Genomic DNA, 18,597 nt, shown 5'->3' with positions numbered 1-18,597 from the left:
ACAAGGCAGGGCGGCGCAACGAAAACGCGCGAGCCGCAATCACGGCCATATCGTTCGGTCGACGGAATGCGCGTCATCATAAAGCGCATGCGACCCGCCGCATACGGTCTACGCGCTGCAACGACGATTAGCGTTCGCCGCGAGCCATGCTGGCGAATACGCCGTCGCGGCGAATCAGTCCATGAAACAGTGCCGCCGCGATATGTGCGAGAACGGTTGCGAACAGCGCGAAAGCGAGCCACGTATGCAGCGCGAGCAACAGCGCGAACAGGTCGACGTTTTGCGGCATGAGCGCGGGCAAATGCCACGCGCCGAACAGCGTGACGGGATAGCCGCCCGCGGAGAGCATGGCCCAGCCGATCAGCGGCATCGCGATGAAGAGCCCATCAAGAACGCGATGCGATGCCCTGGCTGCGAAGCGCTGCAATGCGGGCACGTCATCAGGCAAGGGAGGGCTGCCCGTCTTTAACCGCACGATCACGGCGTATCAGTGCGAGCAACAGCAACGCAACGCCGAGCGGCCGGTGCAGTGCGATCAGCGTCGCACGGGCGTGAAACACGGTGGCGACCATCGCGACACCGATATACAGCATCACGAGAATCAGCACGGCCATCGTCCAGTGCAACAACCGTGCGAGCGGCGAGAAATGGCGAGAGGCGTTTGTCATGATGCGTTCCGTTCAGGGTTGCTGCGTGGCGGCGGGCGCGCCATGCAATGCTTCTTCGCGCGTGCGCCGCTGATACGACACGGCATACGCAGCCGAACGCGCTGCGAGCAGCGGATCGTCGGAAGTCTTGATGCCGCCGGGCAAGACGGTTGGATCGAAATTGATGTCGCGGCACGCACCATTCATCTGCGGCGACGTGCGCTCAATCACGACGCTACCCGCGCCGATGCGTTGCCGGCCGTCAGGCCATTGCAGTGTTGCATCGTTGGTCGGGTCGCCGTCGTTGGCGAGCGTGACGATCAGATGCCAGCGCACGTTGCCTTGCTGGAGTTGCTTGCCCAGTTCTTTCGACAAAAAGTCGGGATCGTTCTTTTCCTGCGGATCGACGGGCGCATACGGCATGTCCGGCTCGACGGATCAACGCACGGCATGCTCGTGTCCGTCTACGTCGACGAAGCGGAAGGCGTTAATGCTGTAGTACGTAGCATTCGCGAGATAGGACGAGGCGGGATGTGTCTTCACCCATTCCTGAAACGGACGCGTCGCCGGATTGCCCGCATAAAACGCCTTCAGTTTGGCGGCATCCTGCTTGCCTGTTTGTAGATCGGGTCGTGCAGCGACGAGTTGTTGATAGAAGTGTTCGGGCGTACGTACTGCAAAGACAGGCGTCGAATTCATGGCTGTGCGCCATTGCTCGCCGTTGCGTTGCTTAAAGAGCAGCGCGAAGCTGCGAACGGGCACGCTGGCGTCGGGTGCGGATGGGTTGCCCCCTGGAATCGCAAAACGTCCGATGACGGGTGTGCGACCTTGCGCGAAGACCTGTGCGCGCGAGATCGACGCCGCATTACCGTTGCTGTCGAAATAGCCTTCGACGCAAAGTCCTTTTGCGTGATTGCGTCGATAGCCGGGGTGCGGACCGTTGTTCGCCTGAAGCTGATTGACGATGCGATATGTCGTGAGACGCGAAGGCGTGAGCCACCCGGCCGCATAAGCGAACGTGCCGGCGAGCGCGATGACTGCTGCGCCGATCGCCGCCAGTCTGCAGGGCATGCAGCGCGGCGCGGATGCCCGGGGTCTTGAATTCATCGCGGATGCTCCTGTTGTCTCTGTCTGTGACGTGCACACAGCGTCAACAGGCAGCCGTGCCCGTTATTCCCGTGATACGACGACATTCCTTGTCCCTGAATGGCCAGGCACAAACGAAAAAAGTTGGGAATAGATGTCGATGTCGCTTTGTTCATCACCGTGAAGCGTCACAGATCCTGCGGCGCATCGACGTGATCTCAATCTGAAGGAGCTGGAAATGAACAAGCTTGCGCTGTTGACCGTTTCGATCGCCACACTCGTTTCGACGGGGTTTGCATCGAGTGCATTCGCACAGCAGAAGACGCGCGCAGACGTGCGTCAGGAACTGATCCAGGCCGAGCAGGACGGCTCGCAGTTCGTGACCGATGCGTCCTATCCCGATGTCGCGCCTATCTACCAGCAACAGGTCGCGCATCGAAAGACCGGGCAGGAAAGCGAAGGCGCCGGCATGTCGGGCACGCACGCTGCGGGGTCGCGCCTTCCCGCCACGGGCGCGAGTCCGAGCATGTCGTCATGCGTCGGCCCGGTGAGCTATTGCTCGCTGTACTTCGGAAGCTGATTGCGATGCCGGCACATGGGGCGCGTTTTCGCGCGACGAAACGCTCCCGCCGGGCCGCGAGGTCATCGACGATCTATCCGCACAGCACGTCTGTCGCGATATGCGATGCAGGCACTGCGTCGATCAGAATCACGTCGCCAATCGAGTTCTCCGTGCGCAGCGGCAGGATCGTCTGATACGCATCGGACCTATACCATGCGCGCGCGAGATCGCGATTCGGAAATTCGATGGCAACCAGATCGCCGCGCCAATCGCCTTCGAGCAGTTCATAACGGCCGCCGTGCAACACGAAATGGCCGCCATACGGCGCAAGCGTCGCATCGATACGTTTCAGGTACTCGACAATCTCCATGCCCATCTTGACTTCATGCAGGTGCGCAACGGCAAACGTCGACATGCTGCTCTCCCGGTTGTTGACCAACGAACGCAGCCTATCGCTGAGCGCGAAGCGAATCGATTACCTCTGAGGTAAGTCCAGTGAGCTTCGTGATTCGCGCATGAAGCACTTTTGACAGTCCACCCACCGCGCGGTCAAGCGGGGCGACGCGCGCCGGAGCGCGCGCAGGACCGCGGGCTATGGAACGCTCATGTGCGGCGCCGACGTTTCGTGCGCGAAACGTTGTTGCGTTTTCTTCTCAGGCGAGCGCGGCGGGCGCGGCCCCACAGGACGAGGCAGCATGCAGCTCACAGCGTGATCCGGCGCGTGCCGGAAGGTCATGGTATGAAACGTGCGTCCATTGGGAAAAGCCATCCAATACACAACCAGGATCGTCCCACACGATGGATGCTCGCCACGCTACCGCCGCACCTCGAGAGCATAACGCCTGTGCGATAACGGGCTCGAATGACAACGCACATCTGCCGCGCCCGATGAGCGCGCTCGAACGGCGTGTCAGCGAAGGGTTGCGCGGCGACGAATTTCCCCTCGCGTTTCAGGGTATTTACGATGTGAAGACGGGCAAGCTTGCGCGCGTCGAAGCATTGATCCGCTGGATGCATCCGGACTACGGCATGCTGTTGCCAGATGCTTTTCTCGTCGCGCTCGACCACACCCTCGTCGCATCGCAATTGACATACCACGTGATCGACGGTGCGTGCAGGACGATTGCAAACGCGCAGCGCACCGGTCAACACGTGTGTCCCATTGCAGTCAACGTGCCGCCGCGCGTCGTTGCCGACGGACATTTTCCGGCAACCGTCATGCAGATCGCGCGCACGCATGACGTCGCGCCCGATCTGCTTGAACTTGAACTCGTCGAGACGGAAGACGCGACGCGCCTGCTGGCTGCACCGCCGCTGACAAGACCGCTTCGTCAAGCGGGGATTCGCCTCGCGGTCGACGACTTCGGCACCGGCTATTCGTCGCTCGCGCTGCTGAGTACGATCGATGTGGACACCGTGAAGGTCGCACGCGAGATGCTCGATGGGGTGCCTGACTGTCCGCGCGCATCGGCCGTGGCGTCGAGCGTGTTGACGCTGCTCGAACGACTCGATGTCGCGGTGGTCGTGGAGGGTGTCGAAACGAGGGCGCTCGCGCGTTGGCTCGCGCAATGGCCCAAGGTGCTCGCGCAAGGCTTCTTCTATGGGCGCCCGACTTTCGTTTACGCCGACGTCCCCGTTGACGAACGATACGTCGCGTAAGACTTGGGCAGGGCCGCTTTGCCTGCGGCGATCGCGCCGATGCGTCGCCGGGTGACGCGAGCGGGCATGTTCGCACACATCCGCAACGACCGCTCATCAAGCGGTCTGAGAGATTCATCGATCACCCCGTCGTCATCTGGTCTTTCGCATCGGTAATCACATTGCGATGGGACGCTCGCGGTGCTATTCACAGCTCCCATCTTTCTTCATCTTCGATTGTGCAGCGAGCCGATAACCGAGACGGCAAACGGTACTCCGTGCGTTGGCGCACATCGCATCACGACACGCCTGTGTGCGCCAGCGCACGTTCCTCGCGCAAGTTGCGACACTTTCGTCGTGCTTCACGTTTGAATCAAAGCGCGAGACCGTTGCGCTACACAGGCACATTCGTCGACGAGCATGCGTTGCCGGCGGGCTTGCAGGGCCGCCGCGCGCCATTTTGTATCGCTGTACGCGGCAGATACATTGGGACACAAAGCGCGGGCGGCGCTCGCGTATAAATGAGGTCATCGCATACAGGAGCATGCCATGACCACTGAATTTCACCACGGCTCGTGCCATTGCGGCGCCGTCAGGTTCGAAGTCGAGACGCCCGTCACGCCGGCCGGGCGCTGCAACTGCAGCCTGTGCCGGCGCAAGGGCGCGCTGATGTCGCCGTTCTTTGCCGCCGGCGCGCTGCGCATCCTCGCCGGCCAGGACGACCTGACGCTCTACCAGTTCAACACGCGCGTTGCGAAGCATTACTTCTGCAAGCACTGCGGCATCTATCCGTTTCATCAGACACGCAAGGATCCGAATCTGTGGCGCGTGAATATCGGCTGCCTCGACGGCGTGGACCCGTATGCGCTCGAGGCGTCGGTGGCGGACGGCAAGAGCCTGTCCGTGGTCGATGACGCGTAAGATAAGCGAACCCCCGGCAGCCGAAGGAGCCTTGTGTGGATAAAACGGATCACGTTCTGATCGTCGACGACGACCGCGACATTCGTGAGCTGGTCGGCACATACCTCACCCGCAACGGCGTGCGCGCGACGCTCGCGTCGGGTGGCCGGCAGATGCGCGCGGCGCTCGCTGCCGAGCGGCCCGATCTGATCGTGCTCGATCTCATGTTGCCGGGCGAGAGCGGCCTTGACCTGTGCCGGGAGCTGCGCGCGGGCGAATTCCAGACCGTGCCGATCCTGATGCTGACGGCGCTGAGCGAGGAGACCGATCGCGTCGTCGGACTGGAAATGGGCGCCGACGATTACCTCGCAAAGCCCTTCGCGGTGCGCGAACTGCTCGCGCGCATCCGCGCCATTTTGCGCCGCTCGCGCATGATGCCGCCCGGCAACAGCAGCGAGCAGCCGGCCTCCGCTCACTTCCTGCGTTTCGGCGACTGGCGCCTCGATACGATCGGCCGCAACCTGATCGACGGCGACGGCACGCTGGTCGCGCTGAGCGGCGCCGAGTACCGCCTGCTGCGTGTGTTTGTCGATCATCCGCAGCGCGTGCTGACGCGCGACCAGTTGTTGACGCTCACGCAAGGCCGGCAGACAGAGCCATTCGACCGTTCGATCGATCTGCTCGTGAGCCGTGTGCGCCAGCGCCTCGGCGACGACGCACGGGAGCCGCGCTACATCAAGACGCTGCGCAACGAGGGCTATGTATTCTCGTCGCTCGTGACAGCCGAGGAAAACGGCGGATGAGCACGCCAACGGTTCATATGCAGGATCGCATGACGGGCCTTTTACGCGGCCTGTGGCGACCGCGCACGCTGTTCGTGCGGCTGTCGCTGATCTTCGTCGCGGGATTGCTGGCCGCGCAGACGCTGTCGTTCTGGCTGACGATGACCGAGCGCAACGAGGCGACCATGCACCTGATGGTCGGCTACATCGGCCAGGAAGTGACCAGTTCCGTCGCGCTGCTGGACCGTCTGACCCCCGCTGAGCGCGAGGAATGGCTGCCGAAGCTCGGACGGCGCAGTTACCGGTTCACCCTGGGCACGGGCACGCGCGGCATGCCGCCGGACGCGAAGCTGTCGCAGGAAATCGGCACGTCGATCGCGAAGGACATCGGGCAGCAATACAAGGTGACGGCCAACGCGGTGCCGGGCGAGGGCGAGCATCTGGAAGTGCATCTGACACTGAGCGACGGCACGCCGCTCACCATCGACATGCATCCGATGCATGGCATTCCGCTGTCGCCTTGGCTGCCGCTCGTGCTGATCGCGCAACTCGCGCTGCTCGCCGGCTGTGCGTGGCTCGCGGTGCGCCTCGCGACGCGGCCGCTCGAGCGTCTCGCGCGCGCTGCCGATACGCTCGGCCCCGATCTCGCGCCCGCTACGCTGCCCGAAGACGGCCCGGAAGAAGTGGCGCGCGCGTCGAAGGCCTTCAATGCGATGCAGGCGCGCATCGGCATCTATATGCGCGAACGGCTGCAGATACTCGCCGCGATTTCGCACGATCTGCAAACACCCATCACGCGGATGCGGCTGCGCGCCGACATGCTCGACGACGAGGCGGAGCGCGGGCGTCTGCAAAAGGATCTGAAGGAGATGGAACTGCTTGTGCGCGAAGGCGTCGCTTATGCGCGCACGCTGCACGGCGCCGACGAAAAACCCGTCCGCGTGAATCCGGACGCGCTGATCGAGAGCATCGTCAACGACTATGCCGACGCGGGCAACCGCGTGACGCTTGCGGGGCGCGTCGGTACGGCCGTGACCACGCGTCCGCAGGCGCTGCGCCGCATTCTCGGCAATCTGGTCGATAACGCGCTGAAGTACTCGGGTGGCGACGAGGTGAACGTCGAAGTGTCCGTCGACGGGACGGCCGCGCCGCACTGGTCGATCGTCGTGCTCGATCGCGGCCCGGGCATTCCGCAGGAGCAGCTCGACGCCGTGTTCCAGCCGTTCTATCGCGTCGAAAATTCGCGCAATCGCGAGACGGGCGGGACGGGGTTGGGGCTCGCCATTGCAAAACAGCTCGCGCAGTCGATAAACGCGACGCTCACGCTGCGCAATCGCGAAGGCGGCGGACTCGAAGCGCGACTCACACTCTGACGTCCGCGCCTGCCGTGTGCCTGGTCGCGGCCCGCACGTAATCGACGAAGCGCTTCACGACGGCGTCGTCGCGCGCCGTCTGCCACGCGAGGCCGACACGCCATTGTGCGGATGCATTTTTCAGCCGCAATACCTTCGCGTCGCGCAGCAGATGTTCAGCGCGCGACGGCACGAATGCGACGCCGACACCCGCCGCGACGGCAGCGAGCACCGACTGGATATCGTCAGCCTGCTGGATCACGCGCGGCACGAAGCCCCGTTCCGCGCACCATGCGTCGATCATGGCCGCCGTGCCCGGCCCGCGGCTGCGCGCGAGCGCGACGAAGCCCAGCTCGTTGAATTCATCCAGCTTCGCGGGCAGCCGCTTCCACTTCGCGTGCGGCGGCAGCGCGAGCCCCAGCGACTCATCGATCACGGGGAACGCCGACAACCCGTCGGCAACGGGCAGGCGCACGAAGCCGACATCGAGCTTGCCCGCAAACATGCGTCGCGTCTGTTCCGCCGACGACAGATCGTTCAGCGTGACGCCGATCTGCGGATTGGCCGCGCGGTAGGCGGCGATCAGCGGCGGGGCGAGCGTGAGCGTCGACAGACACAATCCAATGCGCAGATGACCGCGCCGCCCGCTGCTCGCCTCGCGCGCGCGGGCGAGGATGTCGTCGGCATCGCGCACGAGCGCCTCGGCATCGGGCAGGAACGCTTCGCCGAACGCGGTCAGTTCCGCGCCGTGCCGGCCCCGCTCGAAGAGCCGTCCGCCGACACTTTCTTCGAGCGCGACGATCTGCTTGCTCAGCGCGGGCTGGCTCAGATGTAATGAATCGGCGGCACGGCCGAAATGGCGCAGGCTCGTCACCGTCAGGAACGCACGCAGCAGGCGGATTTCCATTCTTACCAGTTATCGTATCGATCGGATTATTCATTTTACTAATCGACGAGCGGGCGGTCCAATGGCGACATTCCGTTGCTATCGTCTCCATGCCTGCCATGTTTTCATTGCCTGCCGCGCCGCTGCGCGTTGCGTCCATACCTTTTGCCGCGCCGTGCGGCGAGATCGAACAGAATGTCGCGCGCGTCGTCGCCTGGATCGAGCGCGCGGCGCGCGAGCGCATCGGACTCGCGGTGTTTCCCGAAGCGTGTCTGACGGGCAGCGTCGACGGGCGCAGATTGGGGCGCGCGCAGATGAAGGCGCTCGCGACGAGCGTCGACGGCGGGTCCGTGCAAGCTGTCGCCGATGCCGTCGAACGAACAGGTGTGGCGGCGGGTGTCGGTTTGATCGAGCGCGCGCCGGATGGCGGGTTGTATAGCAGCTACGTCGTCTGCCTGCCGGACGGCGAGCGGCGCGTGCATCGCAAGCTGCAGACGGACGGTCAGCCGCATATCGCAAGCGGCGACCGCTTCACGGTGTTCGATCTGCAGAGAGGCTGGCGCATCGCCGTGCTGGCCGGCGGCGACAACTATCTGGTGGAGAACGCGCGAATCGCGGCGTTGCTCGGTGCGGGGCTGCTGGTTTCGCCGCACGCGCGCGCGGATGCAACTGACGAAGCGAACGCGTGGATGCGTCGAACGCTGCCGGCGCGCGCGCTCGACAACGGCCTGTTCGTGGTCTACAGCGACGACGGCGAGGGCGCCATCGTCGATCCGAGCGGCCACGTCGTCGCGCAGCGCGCAACCGGCGACGAGATGATTTCCGCGGAACTCGATCCCGCGCTGGTCGGCGCGAGTCCCGCGCAGCGATGGCTTGAAACGCGGCGCCCCGAACTGTATGCGCGGCTCGCGCACGGGTCGCGCACAGGCTCGCCTTCGGTCGAGCCGCGCAATGCCGGCTGTCGTGGCGCGATTGCCGTGAGCTTTGCAATCGTGAGGCGTGACAGATAGCACAGCGCGCTAGCACATCGACGCAGAAACGCAACGTCGCGATCAGGATTCACACAAGAGGATCAACATACACACATCGATAACAGCCCATTTTTTTCGCGCTCTATACTGAGTCGATCCATCCTCTTCGAAAGCAGGCTATGCGTCGTTTATCAGTCAGACGGTCGCCGATTCACGGCAAAGGTGTGTTCGCGCTATGCAGCCTCGCCGCGGGCGAACGCATCATCGAATACAAAGGCGAGGTGACGTCGTGGCGACGCGCCGCGCGGCGCATCGAACGAGGCAGCGAGTACGGGCATACGTTCGTGTTCGGCCTGTCGGATGGACGGGTGATCGACGGCAGCGTCGGCGGCAATAGCGCGCGCTGGCTCAATCATGCGTGCAAGGCCAATTGCGAGGCAGTCGAAATCGACGGGCGCGTATTCATCGAAGCCGCTGTCGATATCCAGGTCGGCGAAGAACTGTTCATCTCGTACGGACTGTCCGTCGAGGATCCGCAGGACGAGGAAACGCGACGCCAATACGTGTGCCGTTGCGGATCGCCTGCGTGCCGCGGCACGATGCTCGCCGCCGCGGACGAGGCGCGCGGCTGAGGGAGGGGCGCATTCGTGCGAGGCGTTGCGGGTGCGCGACTGCGCGGTCGGCAAAGGGCGGTTGCCCGCCTGTGATACAGTGCGCGCAGCGTTCCAGAGAGGCGTCCATGACAAACCGACCACGGAAGACCGTGCAGTCCCCGGCACCGACCTTGCCGGCCTTGCCGATGCTGCTGAGTGAACTGGAAGCATCGCTGCCCGCGCTGCTGGTGCAGCCTGCGTCCATGTCGAAAGCGCTCGCGCGCGTGTGCCGCGGCCTCGAGCGCGCCAGCGCGCCGATGCGCCGGCGTAAACCGCGCGCTGCGCGGCCTGCGCGCGCCAAAGCCGTGCGCGTCGAGATGCCGATGTCGCTGCCGCTCTTTCCCTGATGCGTCAACGGGCGTTGCACGTCGCCCATCTTGTGGCCAATGGCTTGTCCCTTTCCTCCTCTGGCAGCCCGATAGCGCGCTCGCGCGAAGCGAGACGCGTTCGATCGCGCCTCGCGCGAGTCACACGCTAATGCGTGTGATAAAACCCGTCGCCCACCGAGTTCTGCAATACCCCGTCGACGTACACATCCACCGGCTCGCCATCCGGCGAGACCAGGATCGTGCCGTTGTTGTGCTGGCCGGGTATCTTCATGCGGCCGCCGTGAATGTCGGCCATCGTTTTGCTGTCGAGTTCGGTCGATGCGCTGAGGTCGTGAATGATCAAAGTCTTCATGATGCGTCTCCTTGAGCGGAACGTCTGTGGGATCGGATAAGCGGCCGGCGCGCTTGCGCCAGACAGTGCGAATCCCGTGCCATCGAAGCGTTGCACGAACGGCGTGCGTGACGACGGGCGTCACGAGGGCCTTCGCCGTGCATGCGCACGGAACGGGGACGACGCAACGTTGTCTCGCGCCCGTCATCCTTGACATGAGTGTTGGGCATGCGCCGACAGGGCGGCGTCAGGAGACGGGCGCCGTCTCGGCCGTGCGCGCGTCCGGCACGCGCGGAAATGCGATCTGCACGGCGAGTCCACGCCGCCCGATGCCTGAGCCGATATGCATCTGCGCGTTGAAATGCGTGGCGATGCGCGCGACGATCGACAGCCCGAGGCCGCTGCCGTTTCCGCTCGCCGTTGCCGAGGCGCCGCGAAAGAAGCGGTCGGTGAGGCGCAGGCGTTCTTCGTCGGAGACACCGGGACCGTTGTCGGACACCGTGATGGAGACCGTTTGCGCGTCGGCCAGCACGCTGATGTGCACGCGCCCGCCTGCGTCGCCGTACTTGATGGCGTTGTCGAGCAGGTTGTCGATCAGCGTGCGAGCCAGCACGCGGTCACCATAGATCTCCGCGTCGGCGTCGCCCGTGAGCGCGACGCTCATCGACTTGTCTTCGGCATGGGGCGCGCGGAAAGCGATCGCCTCGCCGGCGATGTCATATGGCCTGACGCGTGCGATCGTCACCGTATCGCGTTCGTCGAGCCGGGCGAGCAGCAGCAGCTGCTCGGCCAGATGCGCGCTGCGGTCGACGCCCTGAACCACGCGCTGCATCGCCTGCTGCTGTTGCGCGCCGTCGTGTGCGGCGAGCGCGACCTGTGCCTGGACCTTGATCGCAGCGAGCGGCGTCTTCAGTTCGTGCGCGGCGTCGGCCGTGAAGGCGCGCTCGCGCAGGATCGAACGCTGCAGACGCGCGAGCAGCTGGTTGATGGCGTCGACGAGCGGCCGGACTTCGGCGGGCGACGGGTTGACGTGAATCGGCTCGAGATTACGGCTGTCGCGCATGCGCACGGCCTTCGAGATTGCCGACAGCGGCCTGAAACTGTGACCGACGCTGAACCACACCAGCAACGCGAGCACAGGCAGCGCGATCGCCATCGGCCGCGCGATCCGGCTGGCGACGCCCGTCGTCAGGTCGCTGCGCAGATTGGCGGGTTCGAACACGTGCACGCTGCGGCCCGTTGCGCTGTCGTTCAACGCATAAGCTCGCCACGGTTGGCCGTCCACCGTCAGGCTATGCACGCCTTCCGCCGTTTCGCCGGGACTGGCGGAGTGGCGCAGCGCCGCAATGCCGGGACTGGCGCCCACTACCTGACCCGCCGCGTCGCGCACTTCGAAAAGCGCATAGCGAGGTTGCGCATCGGAGTCGTCGTCGACGGCGGGCGACGCGCGCGTGTATTCGTTGCGCACGTCGATGCCCGCTGCCGCGACCTTCGCGAGATTCGCACCGTCGAGCTGGATCAGCAGATGCGCGAGCTGGATCAGGCGCGCGTCGTCCCATTCGTCGACCTCGCGCGTCGCGTTGCTGAAGCTCCACGCGAACATCACCGCCCATACCGCGCCGACGCTGACGAGGATCAGCCACATCAGCCGGCGGCGAATCGACGTGGACGTCGAGCGCGGCCGCGTCATGTCTTGTCCACGACGTAGCCGAAGCCGCGCACGGTGCGGATCACGTCGCCGCCGAGCTTCTTGCGCAGGTTCGACACATGGACTTCGATCGCATTGCTCTCGACTTCTTCATGCCAGCCGTACAGGCTTTCCTCGATGCGCGCGCGTGGCTGCGGCACGCCGGCATGGGTGAGCAGGTGAATCAGCACGGCCCATTCCCGGGCCGTGAGAGGCACGCGAGCACCGTCCTTCGAGACCGTCTGCGCGACGGGATCGACGCTCAGGCCGCGCCACTCGATCAGCTCGCTGCCGCGGCCCTGCGAGCGGCGGATCAGCGCGCGGCAGCGCGAGATGAGTTCCGCGAGATCGAACGGCTTGCCGAGGTAATCGTCGGCGCCCGCGTCGAGGCCGCGCACCTTGTCGGCGGCCGTGTCTTTCGCGGTCAGCACGAGCACGGGGATCTCGTTGCCGCGCAGCCGCAGTGACTTCAGCAGATCCATGCCGGAAAGCTTCGGCAGGCCGAGATCGAGGATCACGAGCAGATAGTGCGTGGTTGCAAGCGCCAGTTCCGCATGCTGACCGTCGCGCGCCCAGTCGACGGTAAAGCCCGCGTTGCGCAGCGCGACTTCCAGTCCGCTGCCGATCAGGTCGTCGTCTTCGACGAGGAGAATGCGCATGGTGTCGTGGTCTGACGGGAGTGGCATATCGTATCGACTCGCAGTCTAGCGCGGATGCGCCATGTATACATGTGGTTTGCGCCGCCGACAGGCGTTAAGCTTTTCTTCAGCTTTGTCCGTTAGCATCGCCGCGTCTTCCGCGTTTCACAGTTTCCTTCCTGGAAGCTTCCGCGCGGCGCCATTCCATCGAGATCGACAATGAACCTGAACACATTTGCTCAACGTCCCGCCTATGACGGCATCGCGCGCCTGCTGCACTGGCTGATCGCACTGCTCATCGCCGCCCAGTTCGTGGTCGGCTGGACGATGCCCGACGTGCATCGCGACACCTTGCCCAACGGGCTGATCGCCTGGCACCTCGGCGTCGGTGCGGCGATCGTCGCGGCTGTCGCGTGCCGCATCCTGTGGCGCGCGACGCATACGCCTGCGCCCGCAGAGCTGTCGCGCCCGCTTAAACTCATTTCCCACTTCACGCATGCGCTGCTCTACGCGCTGCTCGTCGCCGTGCCGCTGGCGGGGTGGGCGAACGCGTCGTCGCGCGGCTGGGCGGTGAAGCTGCTCGGCGTCGTCCGCTTCCCCGATCTGACGCAGTCCGGCTCGCCGACGGGCCATGCGCTCGGCGACGTGCACAGCGTGCTCGCCTGGGCGCTGCTCGTGCTGATCGTGTTGCACGTGGGGGCGGCGCTGTTTCACCGCGTCGTGCTGAAAGACGGCGTGTTGCAGCGGATGCTTCCGTAAGTCACAAGCAATCCAATGAAGGCTAGTTGAAAAAAACTTGTTCGGAGGGGCTTAATATTCTCTTCAGATTCGCCTCGCTACCATCGATGCGTCGTGTTCAGCAATGTGGACACGCTGGAATTCGTCGCACCGTCACGCTGGCTTCACGTTTGCGGAGTCATCCCAGCCGATCGGTGCGTACCATGTAGGGCTGGCTGGGTGATGAAGCAAACCACCGTTCAAATGATTCGCGCGCACGTCGTGACGGCTTCCCTGGCCGCGACGACGATCGACGTATTCGTCGTAGGCCTGCTTTTCTTCTGCAAGTATCCCGAAACGCTCTTCGAAACGAGGTCGTTCCGCGAGCTTGCGTTCGCGCTGCTGGTGGCTGCCGTCCTGATCATGCGTCATGCGGCGAGGATCGCGTTTCGCGCGGCCGTGAACCGGCGCCATGCGCACTACCTCGGGCCGCGGCGCGATGCCGTATGCGTATCCGCGATGTGTCCGGCGCGCAGTCTCGTGATTCTTCATCTGCATTTCACCGGCATGCCTTACGTTCCCGTCAAAGCGACGGGCTGGTGACAGCCGTCGCCGCTTGTGTCTATGTGGCTGCGACGTCGACGGGACGGGCAGCTTTCAGGTTTTCAGCCGGAGTCATCGAAACCATGCAGGACGCGCTACTGCACATCTACTGGCTGCCGATGGTGCTTGCGTTCGGCGCCGCGCTCTATGCCGTCGTCGCCGTCCTGGCGTCGCGCGTATCGGTGTCGCGTGCCGCCGCGAGCGAGGGGCGCGCCGCGCCCACGCCCGTCAGCGTGCTCAAGCCGCTGTGCGGCGCCGAGCCGCGGCTCTTCGACAATCTCGCTACCTTTTGCGAGCAGACGCATCCGTGCTTCGAAGTGATCTGCGGCGTGTCGCGCGCGGACGATCCCGCCATTGCGATCGTGCATCGCTTGCAGGCTGCCTACCCGCGCTGCCGCATTTCGCTCGTCGTCGATCCGCGCATTCATGGCACCAATCTGAAGGTGAGCAACCTGATTAATCTGGCGCAGTGGGCGCATCATGACGTGTTCGTGCTCGCCGACAGCGACATCGCCGTCGAGCCCGATTACCTCGAACGTGTGTGCGCGCCGCTCGCCGATCCGCAAGCGGGCGTCGTCACCTGCCTGTATCGTGCAAAGGGGATTGCGGGGTTCTGGTCGCGCGTGGGCGCGCAGTTTATCAACGAGTGGTTCGTGCCGTCGGTGCGGATCGCGCATGCATTCGGCTCGACGCGCTTCGGCTTCGGCGCGACGCTCGCGCTGCGGCGCGCGACGCTCGAACGGATGGGCGGTTTCGAACGGCTGAGCAACACGCTCGCCGACGACTTCTGGCTTGCCGAACACGTGCGCGAACTGGGGCTCGCGACGGTGCTGTCGCCCGTGGTCGTCGAGACGGATGTCACGGAAAGCACACTGTCCGCACTATGGGACCGTGAAACGCGCTGGCTGCGCACGATCCGCTCGGTGAACCGGCTGGGCTTCGCGTTCCTGTTCGTGACCATCACGCTGCCGTGGATCGTCTGCGGTGCGTGGCTTGCATTCGCCTTGCATGGTGCGGCCCTGCATCCGGCTGCGCTCGCCGCGCTGGTGGGGGCCTGCGTGACGGGCCTGTCGGCGCGTGTCATCCTGCACGCGATGATGAGCGGCGAGCGTCACATGTTCTGGCGCGATCTCGCACTGATGCCTGTGCGCGATGCGTTGCTGTTTGCGCAATGGATGGCGGGGTCGTTCGGCTCGACCGTGGTGTGGCGCGGCGTGCGCATGCCCGTCGAAGACACGGGCGCCCCGGCGACGGTCTTCCGGCCCGAGCCCGTCAAGGCACTTGAAGTATCCGATGGCCGCTGAGCGCCACGATGTCGCGCGCGCTCGGCTCAATCAAAACTCGTGGAAAACGAAGATGAAGAAGACGCTATTTTTGCAGGCGCCGTCGTACGACGGTTTCGACGGCGGCGCGGGGTCGCGTTATCAGGCCAAGCGTGAAATCCGCTCGTTCTGGTATCCGACCTGGCTCGCGCAGCCGGCCGCGCTCGTGCCCGGCAGCCGCGTGCTCGATGCGCCCGCCGACGGTCTGTCTGTCGAAGCATCGCTTGCCATTGCGCAAGAGTATGAGGTGGTCGTGATTCACACGAGCACGCCGTCTTTTCCGACGGATGCGCTCTTCGCCGAGCAGCTGAAAGCGCGCGCGCCGAAGGTGCTGGTCGGTATGGTCGGCGCGAAGGTCGCCGTCGATCCGCACAACTCGCTGACGGCGAGCGAAGCGATCGACTTCGTGTGCCGCGAGGAATTCGACTTCACCTGCAAGGAGATCGCCGAAGGGCTGCCGTTCGCGCAGATCAAGGGCTTGAGCTATCGCGCAGCGGACGGTTCGATCGAGCACAACGAAGCGCGCCCCATCCTCGAAAACATGGACGAACTGCCGTTCGTCGCGCCCGTCTACCAACGCGATCTGAAGATCGACAACTATTTCATCGGTTATCTGAAGCACCCGTATGTGTCGATCTACACGGGACGCGGCTGCCGTTCGCGCTGCACGTTCTGCCTGTGGCCGCAGACGGTGGGCGGCCATCGCTACCGCACGCGCTCGGTCGAGAACGTGCTCGAAGAAGTGAAGTGGATTCGCGACAACATGCCCGAAGTGAAGGAGATCATGTTCGACGACGACACCTTCACCGACTTCAAACCGCGCGTGGAAGAGATTGCGCGCGGTCTGGGCAAGCTTGGCGTCACGTGGTCGTGCAACGCGAAGGCGAACGTGCCGTACTCAACGCTCAAGATCATGAAGGAGAACGGCCTGCGCCTGCTGCTGGTCGGCTATGAATCGGGCGACGACCAGATCCTGCTGAACATCAAGAAGGGCCTGCGCACCGATATCGCGCGGCGCTTTTCCGAAGACTGCCGCAAGCTCGGCATTAAGATTCACGGCACGTTCATTCTGGGCTTGCCGGGCGAAACGAAAGAGACGATCCAGAAAACCATCGAATACGCGAAGGACATCAACCCGCACACCATTCAGGTGTCGCTCGCGGCGCCTTATCCCGGCACGACGCTCTACCGGCAGGCCGTCGAGAACGGCTGGCTCGAAGAAAACAAGGTGATCAATCTCGTCAGCAAGGAAGGCGTGCAGCTCGCGGCGATCGGTTATCCGCATCTGTCGCGCGAAGAGATCTATCACCATCTGGAGCAGTTCTACCGGCAGTTTTATTTCCGTCCGTCGAAGATCTGGGAAATCGTGCGCGAGATGCTGGTGAGCTGGGAGATGATGAAACGGCGTCTGCGCGAAGGCGTCGAATTCTTCCGCTTCCTGCGGGCTCACGAGGCATGACGCAACGTGCGACGCATACGCCGCGACGCGCACTGATCGTTACCGCCGACGACTTCGGCCTGCATCCGCGCATCAACGAAGCGGTCGAGCGCGCGCATCTGCACGGCATCCTGACTTCAGCGAGCCTGATGGTGGCCGCGGCTGCGTCGGCGGATGCCGTGCATCGCGCACGTCAGTATCCGAGCCTGCGCGTCGGCTTGCACATCGTGCTGGCCGACGGCGTGCCGATGCTGGCGACGCATCTCATTCCCGCGCTCGTCGACGGGCATGGCCGGCTCGGCGACCGGATGGTGCGCGACGGCTTTCGCTTTTTCCTGCTGCCCGAAGTGCGCCGCCAGCTGAAGGCGGAGATCCGCGCGCAGTTTCAGGCGTTCGCGCGCACGGGTCTGAAGCTCGATCACGTCAACACGCACAAGCACTTCCATTTGCATCCGACCGTGCTCGCGCTGATCATCGAAGTGGGCAGCGAATATGGCCTGAATGCGATGCGCCTGCCGTACGAGCGCGGCGCGCCGGCATGGATCCGGCCGTGGATCGCGCGCGTTCGCAAGCAGCTGGATAATGCAGGGATCGCGCACAACGATTACATCATTGGCATGTCGCAGACGGGACACATGGACGAAGCGGCGCTGCTTGCCGCGCTCGCACGGCTGCCCGAAGGCGTCGGCGAGATTTACTGCCATCCGGCCGTGCCGGGCGAAGGGCCGATTACGCCCACGATGCAAACGTACCGGCATAGCGACGAATTCGATGCGCTGATGTCCGAGCGCGTCGCGGCGGCGCTGGCGGCGAGCGGCGCGATCACGGGCGGTTTCGCGGATGTGTTCGCGCAACGCGCATACATGTGAGGGACGCAGCTTTTTTTACCGATGATGAAGTGGCTCAAATGGTTGGGATTGCCCGCCGGCATCGCGGTGCTGATCGCGCTCGCGTTGCACAGCGGTATGAGCGACGTGCTGCATGCGATCGGCGCAGCGGGCTTCGCGCTGCTATGGCTCGTGCCGCTGCACGCATTGCCGTTGCTGCTCGACGCGCAGGCGTGGTGGCTGCTGATCGGCAAGCGCGCGTCACTGCCGTATCTGTGGTGGGTCGCGACGGTGCGCGAAGCCGTTAGCCGGCTACTGCCCGTGGCGAGCATCGGCGGCGAGTTTGTCGGTGTGCGGCTCGCGCGGTGGAAGATCGACGAAACAAGCGTGGTCGGCGCGTCGGTGATCGTCGAGGTGCTGGTGACGATGGCCGTTCAGTATGCATTCGCGGCGCTGGGGCTTGTGATGATCGTCGCGCAGACGGGGCATGACGACCTGCTCGTGACGATCGGCGCGGCACTGTTGCTGTCGTTGCCGCTGCCGGTCGTGGCGTTTGTGCTGCTGCGGCGCGGCGGGCTTTTTCACGCGATCGAACGCTGGTCCGCGCGTCTGCCGATGAGCGCGCACTGGGGCCTCGAGCGCCTCGGCGGCGCGCAGCTCGACGCCGCCATCGATACGCTGCTGAGCGAGCCTCTTCTGTTGCTGCGCGCGTTCGTCTGGCAGTTCGCCGGTTATCTGCTTGGCGCGTCGGAGGTGTACCTGGCGCTGTGGATGTTGGGGCATCCCGTGTCGATCGGCGGCGCGATCGCCGTCGAGGCGCTCACGCAGGCGGCGCGTCATGCCGCGTTCTTCGTGCCGTCGGGGCTGGGCGTGCAGGAAGCCGTCGTCGTGCTGCTCGCGCGTATGTTCGGCGTCGACGAGCAGACGGCGCTGTCCCTGGCACTCGTCAAGCGGATGCGCGAAGTCGTGTTCGGCTGTTTGTCGCTCGTCTCGTGGCAAGCGGCCGAGATCTTGCGCAACCGGCGCGACGCGTGGCAACAGAAAGCCGTGCTCAGGCCCGCCGAACAGCGCGTCGCGCGGCAGCGTGCCGACACCGGCGACGGCCGTCGCTCGCGCTGATGCACGGCCGTGCGCGCATGACGTGACACGCAGCATTACCGAATGCGGCGTTGCAGGGCGTATGCGCCGAATGCGCGGCGCGCGCTCATCCGCCGAGGCCGCGCGCGAA

General features: G+C 64.5%; 19 protein-coding genes and 2 pseudogenes. 14 read left to right on the top strand and 7 right to left on the bottom strand.

Going from position 1 to position 18,597, the window contains the following annotated elements; genetic code table 11:
• Positions 1-127 precede the first annotated feature (127 nt).
• Both BPHY_RS06070 and BPHY_RS06065 read right to left on the bottom strand, forming a co-directional pair.
• Positions 128-668: pseudogene (locus BPHY_RS06070) on the bottom strand (cytochrome b).
• 12 nt (positions 669-680) lie between these two features.
• Positions 681-1,754: pseudogene (locus BPHY_RS06065) on the bottom strand (catalase family peroxidase).
• Between the two features lie 217 nt (positions 1,755-1,971).
• On the opposite strand from BPHY_RS06065, the gene BPHY_RS06060 reads away from it, so the two are divergent.
• Entirely contained in the window at positions 1,972-2,313 is a 342-nt protein-coding gene (locus BPHY_RS06060; RefSeq protein ID WP_012400598.1) for a DUF4148 domain-containing protein, read from the top strand.
• 73 nt (positions 2,314-2,386) lie between these two features.
• Here BPHY_RS06060 and BPHY_RS06055 read toward each other — a convergent pair whose 3' ends face one another.
• Positions 2,387-2,710 carry a DUF1330 domain-containing protein gene (locus tag BPHY_RS06055; protein ID WP_012400597.1) on the bottom strand — a complete coding sequence of 108 codons (324 nt, stop codon included), beginning with the start codon at positions 2,708-2,710 and terminating at the stop codon, positions 2,387-2,389.
• Between the two features lie 473 nt (positions 2,711-3,183).
• Here BPHY_RS06055 and BPHY_RS06050 point away from each other — a divergent pair, with 473 nt between their 5' ends.
• The 4 genes from BPHY_RS06050 (at position 3,184) to BPHY_RS06035 (ending at position 6,988) form a co-directional block, all read left to right on the top strand.
• Positions 3,184-3,954, top strand: a complete 771-nt coding sequence (locus tag BPHY_RS06050) for an EAL domain-containing protein (RefSeq protein ID WP_244257791.1) — start codon at positions 3,184-3,186, stop codon at positions 3,952-3,954.
• Between the two features lie 528 nt (positions 3,955-4,482).
• Positions 4,483-4,854 (top strand): GFA family protein, encoded by a 372-nt coding sequence (locus BPHY_RS06045; protein WP_012400594.1) that lies wholly within the window; start codon positions 4,483-4,485, stop codon positions 4,852-4,854.
• Between the two features lie 35 nt (positions 4,855-4,889).
• The gene (locus tag BPHY_RS06040) at positions 4,890-5,636 is read left to right on the top strand and encodes a response regulator (protein WP_012400593.1); all 747 of its coding nucleotides are present in this window, start codon (positions 4,890-4,892) and stop codon (positions 5,634-5,636) included.
• Positions 5,633-6,988, top strand: a complete 1,356-nt coding sequence (locus BPHY_RS06035) for an ATP-binding protein (RefSeq protein ID WP_012400592.1) — start codon at positions 5,633-5,635, stop codon at positions 6,986-6,988. Before BPHY_RS06040 ends, BPHY_RS06035 begins: the two co-directional genes overlap by 4 nt.
• Here BPHY_RS06035 and BPHY_RS06030 read toward each other — a convergent pair.
• Positions 6,978-7,874 carry a LysR family transcriptional regulator gene (locus tag BPHY_RS06030; RefSeq protein ID WP_012400591.1) on the bottom strand — a complete coding sequence of 299 codons (897 nt, stop codon included), beginning with the start codon at positions 7,872-7,874 and terminating at the stop codon, positions 6,978-6,980. The two genes, BPHY_RS06035 and BPHY_RS06030, sit on opposite strands and share 11 nt — an antisense overlap.
• Before the next feature lie 98 nt (positions 7,875-7,972).
• On the opposite strand from BPHY_RS06030, the gene BPHY_RS06025 reads away from it, so the two are divergent.
• From BPHY_RS06025 to BPHY_RS06015, 3 genes are all read left to right on the top strand, one after another.
• The gene (locus BPHY_RS06025) at positions 7,973-8,863 is read left to right on the top strand and encodes a nitrilase-related carbon-nitrogen hydrolase (protein WP_012400590.1); all 891 of its coding nucleotides are present in this window, start codon (positions 7,973-7,975) and stop codon (positions 8,861-8,863) included.
• A 140-nt stretch (positions 8,864-9,003) separates the two neighbouring features.
• Complete coding sequence (locus BPHY_RS06020; RefSeq protein ID WP_012400589.1) at positions 9,004-9,456, top strand: SET domain-containing protein; 453 nt, start codon at positions 9,004-9,006, stop codon at positions 9,454-9,456.
• Between the two features lie 107 nt (positions 9,457-9,563).
• Positions 9,564-9,824 (top strand): hypothetical protein, encoded by a 261-nt coding sequence (locus tag BPHY_RS06015; RefSeq protein ID WP_041763349.1) that lies wholly within the window; start codon positions 9,564-9,566, stop codon positions 9,822-9,824.
• Between the two features lie 127 nt (positions 9,825-9,951).
• Here BPHY_RS06015 and BPHY_RS06010 read toward each other — a convergent pair whose 3' ends face one another.
• The 3 genes from BPHY_RS06010 to BPHY_RS06000 all read right to left on the bottom strand — a co-directional run bounded on the left by BPHY_RS06010 (position 9,952) and on the right by BPHY_RS06000 (position 12,483).
• Positions 9,952-10,158, bottom strand: coding sequence for a hypothetical protein (locus BPHY_RS06010; protein ID WP_012400588.1), 207 nt, complete (start codon positions 10,156-10,158; stop codon positions 9,952-9,954).
• 226 nt (positions 10,159-10,384) lie between these two features.
• Positions 10,385-11,827: an ATP-binding protein gene (locus BPHY_RS06005; protein WP_012400587.1), complete on the bottom strand. Its 1,443-nt coding sequence runs from the start codon at positions 11,825-11,827 to the stop codon at positions 10,385-10,387.
• Entirely contained in the window at positions 11,824-12,483 is a 660-nt protein-coding gene (locus BPHY_RS06000) for a response regulator (RefSeq protein ID WP_041763346.1), read from the bottom strand. Before BPHY_RS06000 ends, BPHY_RS06005 begins: the two co-directional genes overlap by 4 nt.
• 198 nt (positions 12,484-12,681) lie before the next feature.
• Between BPHY_RS06000 and BPHY_RS05995 the strand changes: the two genes are divergently transcribed.
• From BPHY_RS05995 to BPHY_RS05970, 6 genes are all read left to right on the top strand, one after another.
• Positions 12,682-13,221 (top strand): cytochrome b, encoded by a 540-nt coding sequence (locus BPHY_RS05995; RefSeq protein ID WP_012400585.1) that lies wholly within the window; start codon positions 12,682-12,684, stop codon positions 13,219-13,221.
• 201 nt (positions 13,222-13,422) lie between these two features.
• Positions 13,423-13,782, top strand: a complete 360-nt coding sequence (locus BPHY_RS05990) for a hypothetical protein (RefSeq protein ID WP_012400584.1) — start codon at positions 13,423-13,425, stop codon at positions 13,780-13,782.
• An 83-nt stretch (positions 13,783-13,865) separates the two neighbouring features.
• Positions 13,866-15,086, top strand: a complete 1,221-nt coding sequence (gene hpnI, locus BPHY_RS05985; RefSeq protein WP_012400583.1) for a bacteriohopanetetrol glucosamine biosynthesis glycosyltransferase HpnI — start codon at positions 13,866-13,868, stop codon at positions 15,084-15,086.
• A 52-nt stretch (positions 15,087-15,138) separates the two neighbouring features.
• A complete protein-coding gene (hpnJ, locus tag BPHY_RS05980) occupies positions 15,139-16,563 on the top strand; it encodes a hopanoid biosynthesis associated radical SAM protein HpnJ (protein WP_012400582.1) in 1,425 nt (474 codons plus the stop codon).
• Positions 16,560-17,411 carry a hopanoid biosynthesis-associated protein HpnK gene (hpnK, locus tag BPHY_RS05975; RefSeq protein ID WP_012400581.1) on the top strand — a complete coding sequence of 284 codons (852 nt, stop codon included), beginning with the start codon at positions 16,560-16,562 and terminating at the stop codon, positions 17,409-17,411. The genes hpnJ and hpnK overlap by 4 nt, the downstream gene beginning before the upstream one ends.
• A gap of 21 nt (positions 17,412-17,432) precedes the next feature.
• Positions 17,433-18,488, top strand: coding sequence for a lysylphosphatidylglycerol synthase domain-containing protein (locus tag BPHY_RS05970; RefSeq protein ID WP_012400580.1), 1,056 nt, complete (start codon positions 17,433-17,435; stop codon positions 18,486-18,488).
• Positions 18,489-18,597 lie beyond the last annotated feature (109 nt).

It is taken from the genome of Paraburkholderia phymatum STM815, assembly GCF_000020045.1.
Lineage (GTDB): Bacteria > Pseudomonadota > Gammaproteobacteria > Burkholderiales > Burkholderiaceae > Paraburkholderia > Paraburkholderia phymatum.
This window is presented reverse-complemented; position numbering and strand designations above follow the sequence as displayed.

What these genes read in the sequence shown, in the direction of transcription:
- BPHY_RS06060 (WP_012400598.1), top strand. Translation starts at nt 1,972, where the DNA reads ATGAACAAGCTTGCGCTGTTGACCGTTTCGATCGCCACACTCGTTTCG.
- BPHY_RS06055 (WP_012400597.1), bottom strand. Translation starts at nt 2,710, where the DNA reads ATGTCGACGTTTGCCGTTGCGCACCTGCATGAAGTCAAGATGGGCATG.
- BPHY_RS06050 (WP_244257791.1), top strand. Translation starts at nt 3,184, where the DNA reads ATGAGCGCGCTCGAACGGCGTGTCAGCGAAGGGTTGCGCGGCGACGAA.
- BPHY_RS06045 (WP_012400594.1), top strand. Translation starts at nt 4,483, where the DNA reads ATGACCACTGAATTTCACCACGGCTCGTGCCATTGCGGCGCCGTCAGG.
- BPHY_RS06035 (WP_012400592.1), top strand. Translation starts at nt 5,633, where the DNA reads ATGAGCACGCCAACGGTTCATATGCAGGATCGCATGACGGGCCTTTTA.
- BPHY_RS06030 (WP_012400591.1), bottom strand. Translation starts at nt 7,874, where the DNA reads ATGGAAATCCGCCTGCTGCGTGCGTTCCTGACGGTGACGAGCCTGCGC.
- BPHY_RS06025 (WP_012400590.1), top strand. Translation starts at nt 7,973, where the DNA reads ATGTTTTCATTGCCTGCCGCGCCGCTGCGCGTTGCGTCCATACCTTTT.
- BPHY_RS06020 (WP_012400589.1), top strand. Translation starts at nt 9,004, where the DNA reads ATGCGTCGTTTATCAGTCAGACGGTCGCCGATTCACGGCAAAGGTGTG.
- BPHY_RS06015 (WP_041763349.1), top strand. Translation starts at nt 9,564, where the DNA reads ATGACAAACCGACCACGGAAGACCGTGCAGTCCCCGGCACCGACCTTG.
- BPHY_RS06010 (WP_012400588.1), bottom strand. Translation starts at nt 10,158, where the DNA reads ATGAAGACTTTGATCATTCACGACCTCAGCGCATCGACCGAACTCGAC.
- BPHY_RS06005 (WP_012400587.1), bottom strand. Translation starts at nt 11,827, where the DNA reads ATGACGCGGCCGCGCTCGACGTCCACGTCGATTCGCCGCCGGCTGATG.
- BPHY_RS06000 (WP_041763346.1), bottom strand. Translation starts at nt 12,483, where the DNA reads ATGCGCATTCTCCTCGTCGAAGACGACGACCTGATCGGCAGCGGACTG.
- BPHY_RS05995 (WP_012400585.1), top strand. Translation starts at nt 12,682, where the DNA reads ATGAACCTGAACACATTTGCTCAACGTCCCGCCTATGACGGCATCGCG.
- BPHY_RS05990 (WP_012400584.1), top strand. Translation starts at nt 13,423, where the DNA reads ATGAAGCAAACCACCGTTCAAATGATTCGCGCGCACGTCGTGACGGCT.
- hpnI (WP_012400583.1), top strand. Translation starts at nt 13,866, where the DNA reads ATGCAGGACGCGCTACTGCACATCTACTGGCTGCCGATGGTGCTTGCG.
- hpnJ (WP_012400582.1), top strand. Translation starts at nt 15,139, where the DNA reads ATGAAGAAGACGCTATTTTTGCAGGCGCCGTCGTACGACGGTTTCGAC.
- hpnK (WP_012400581.1), top strand. Translation starts at nt 16,560, where the DNA reads ATGACGCAACGTGCGACGCATACGCCGCGACGCGCACTGATCGTTACC.
- BPHY_RS05970 (WP_012400580.1), top strand. Translation starts at nt 17,433, where the DNA reads ATGATGAAGTGGCTCAAATGGTTGGGATTGCCCGCCGGCATCGCGGTG.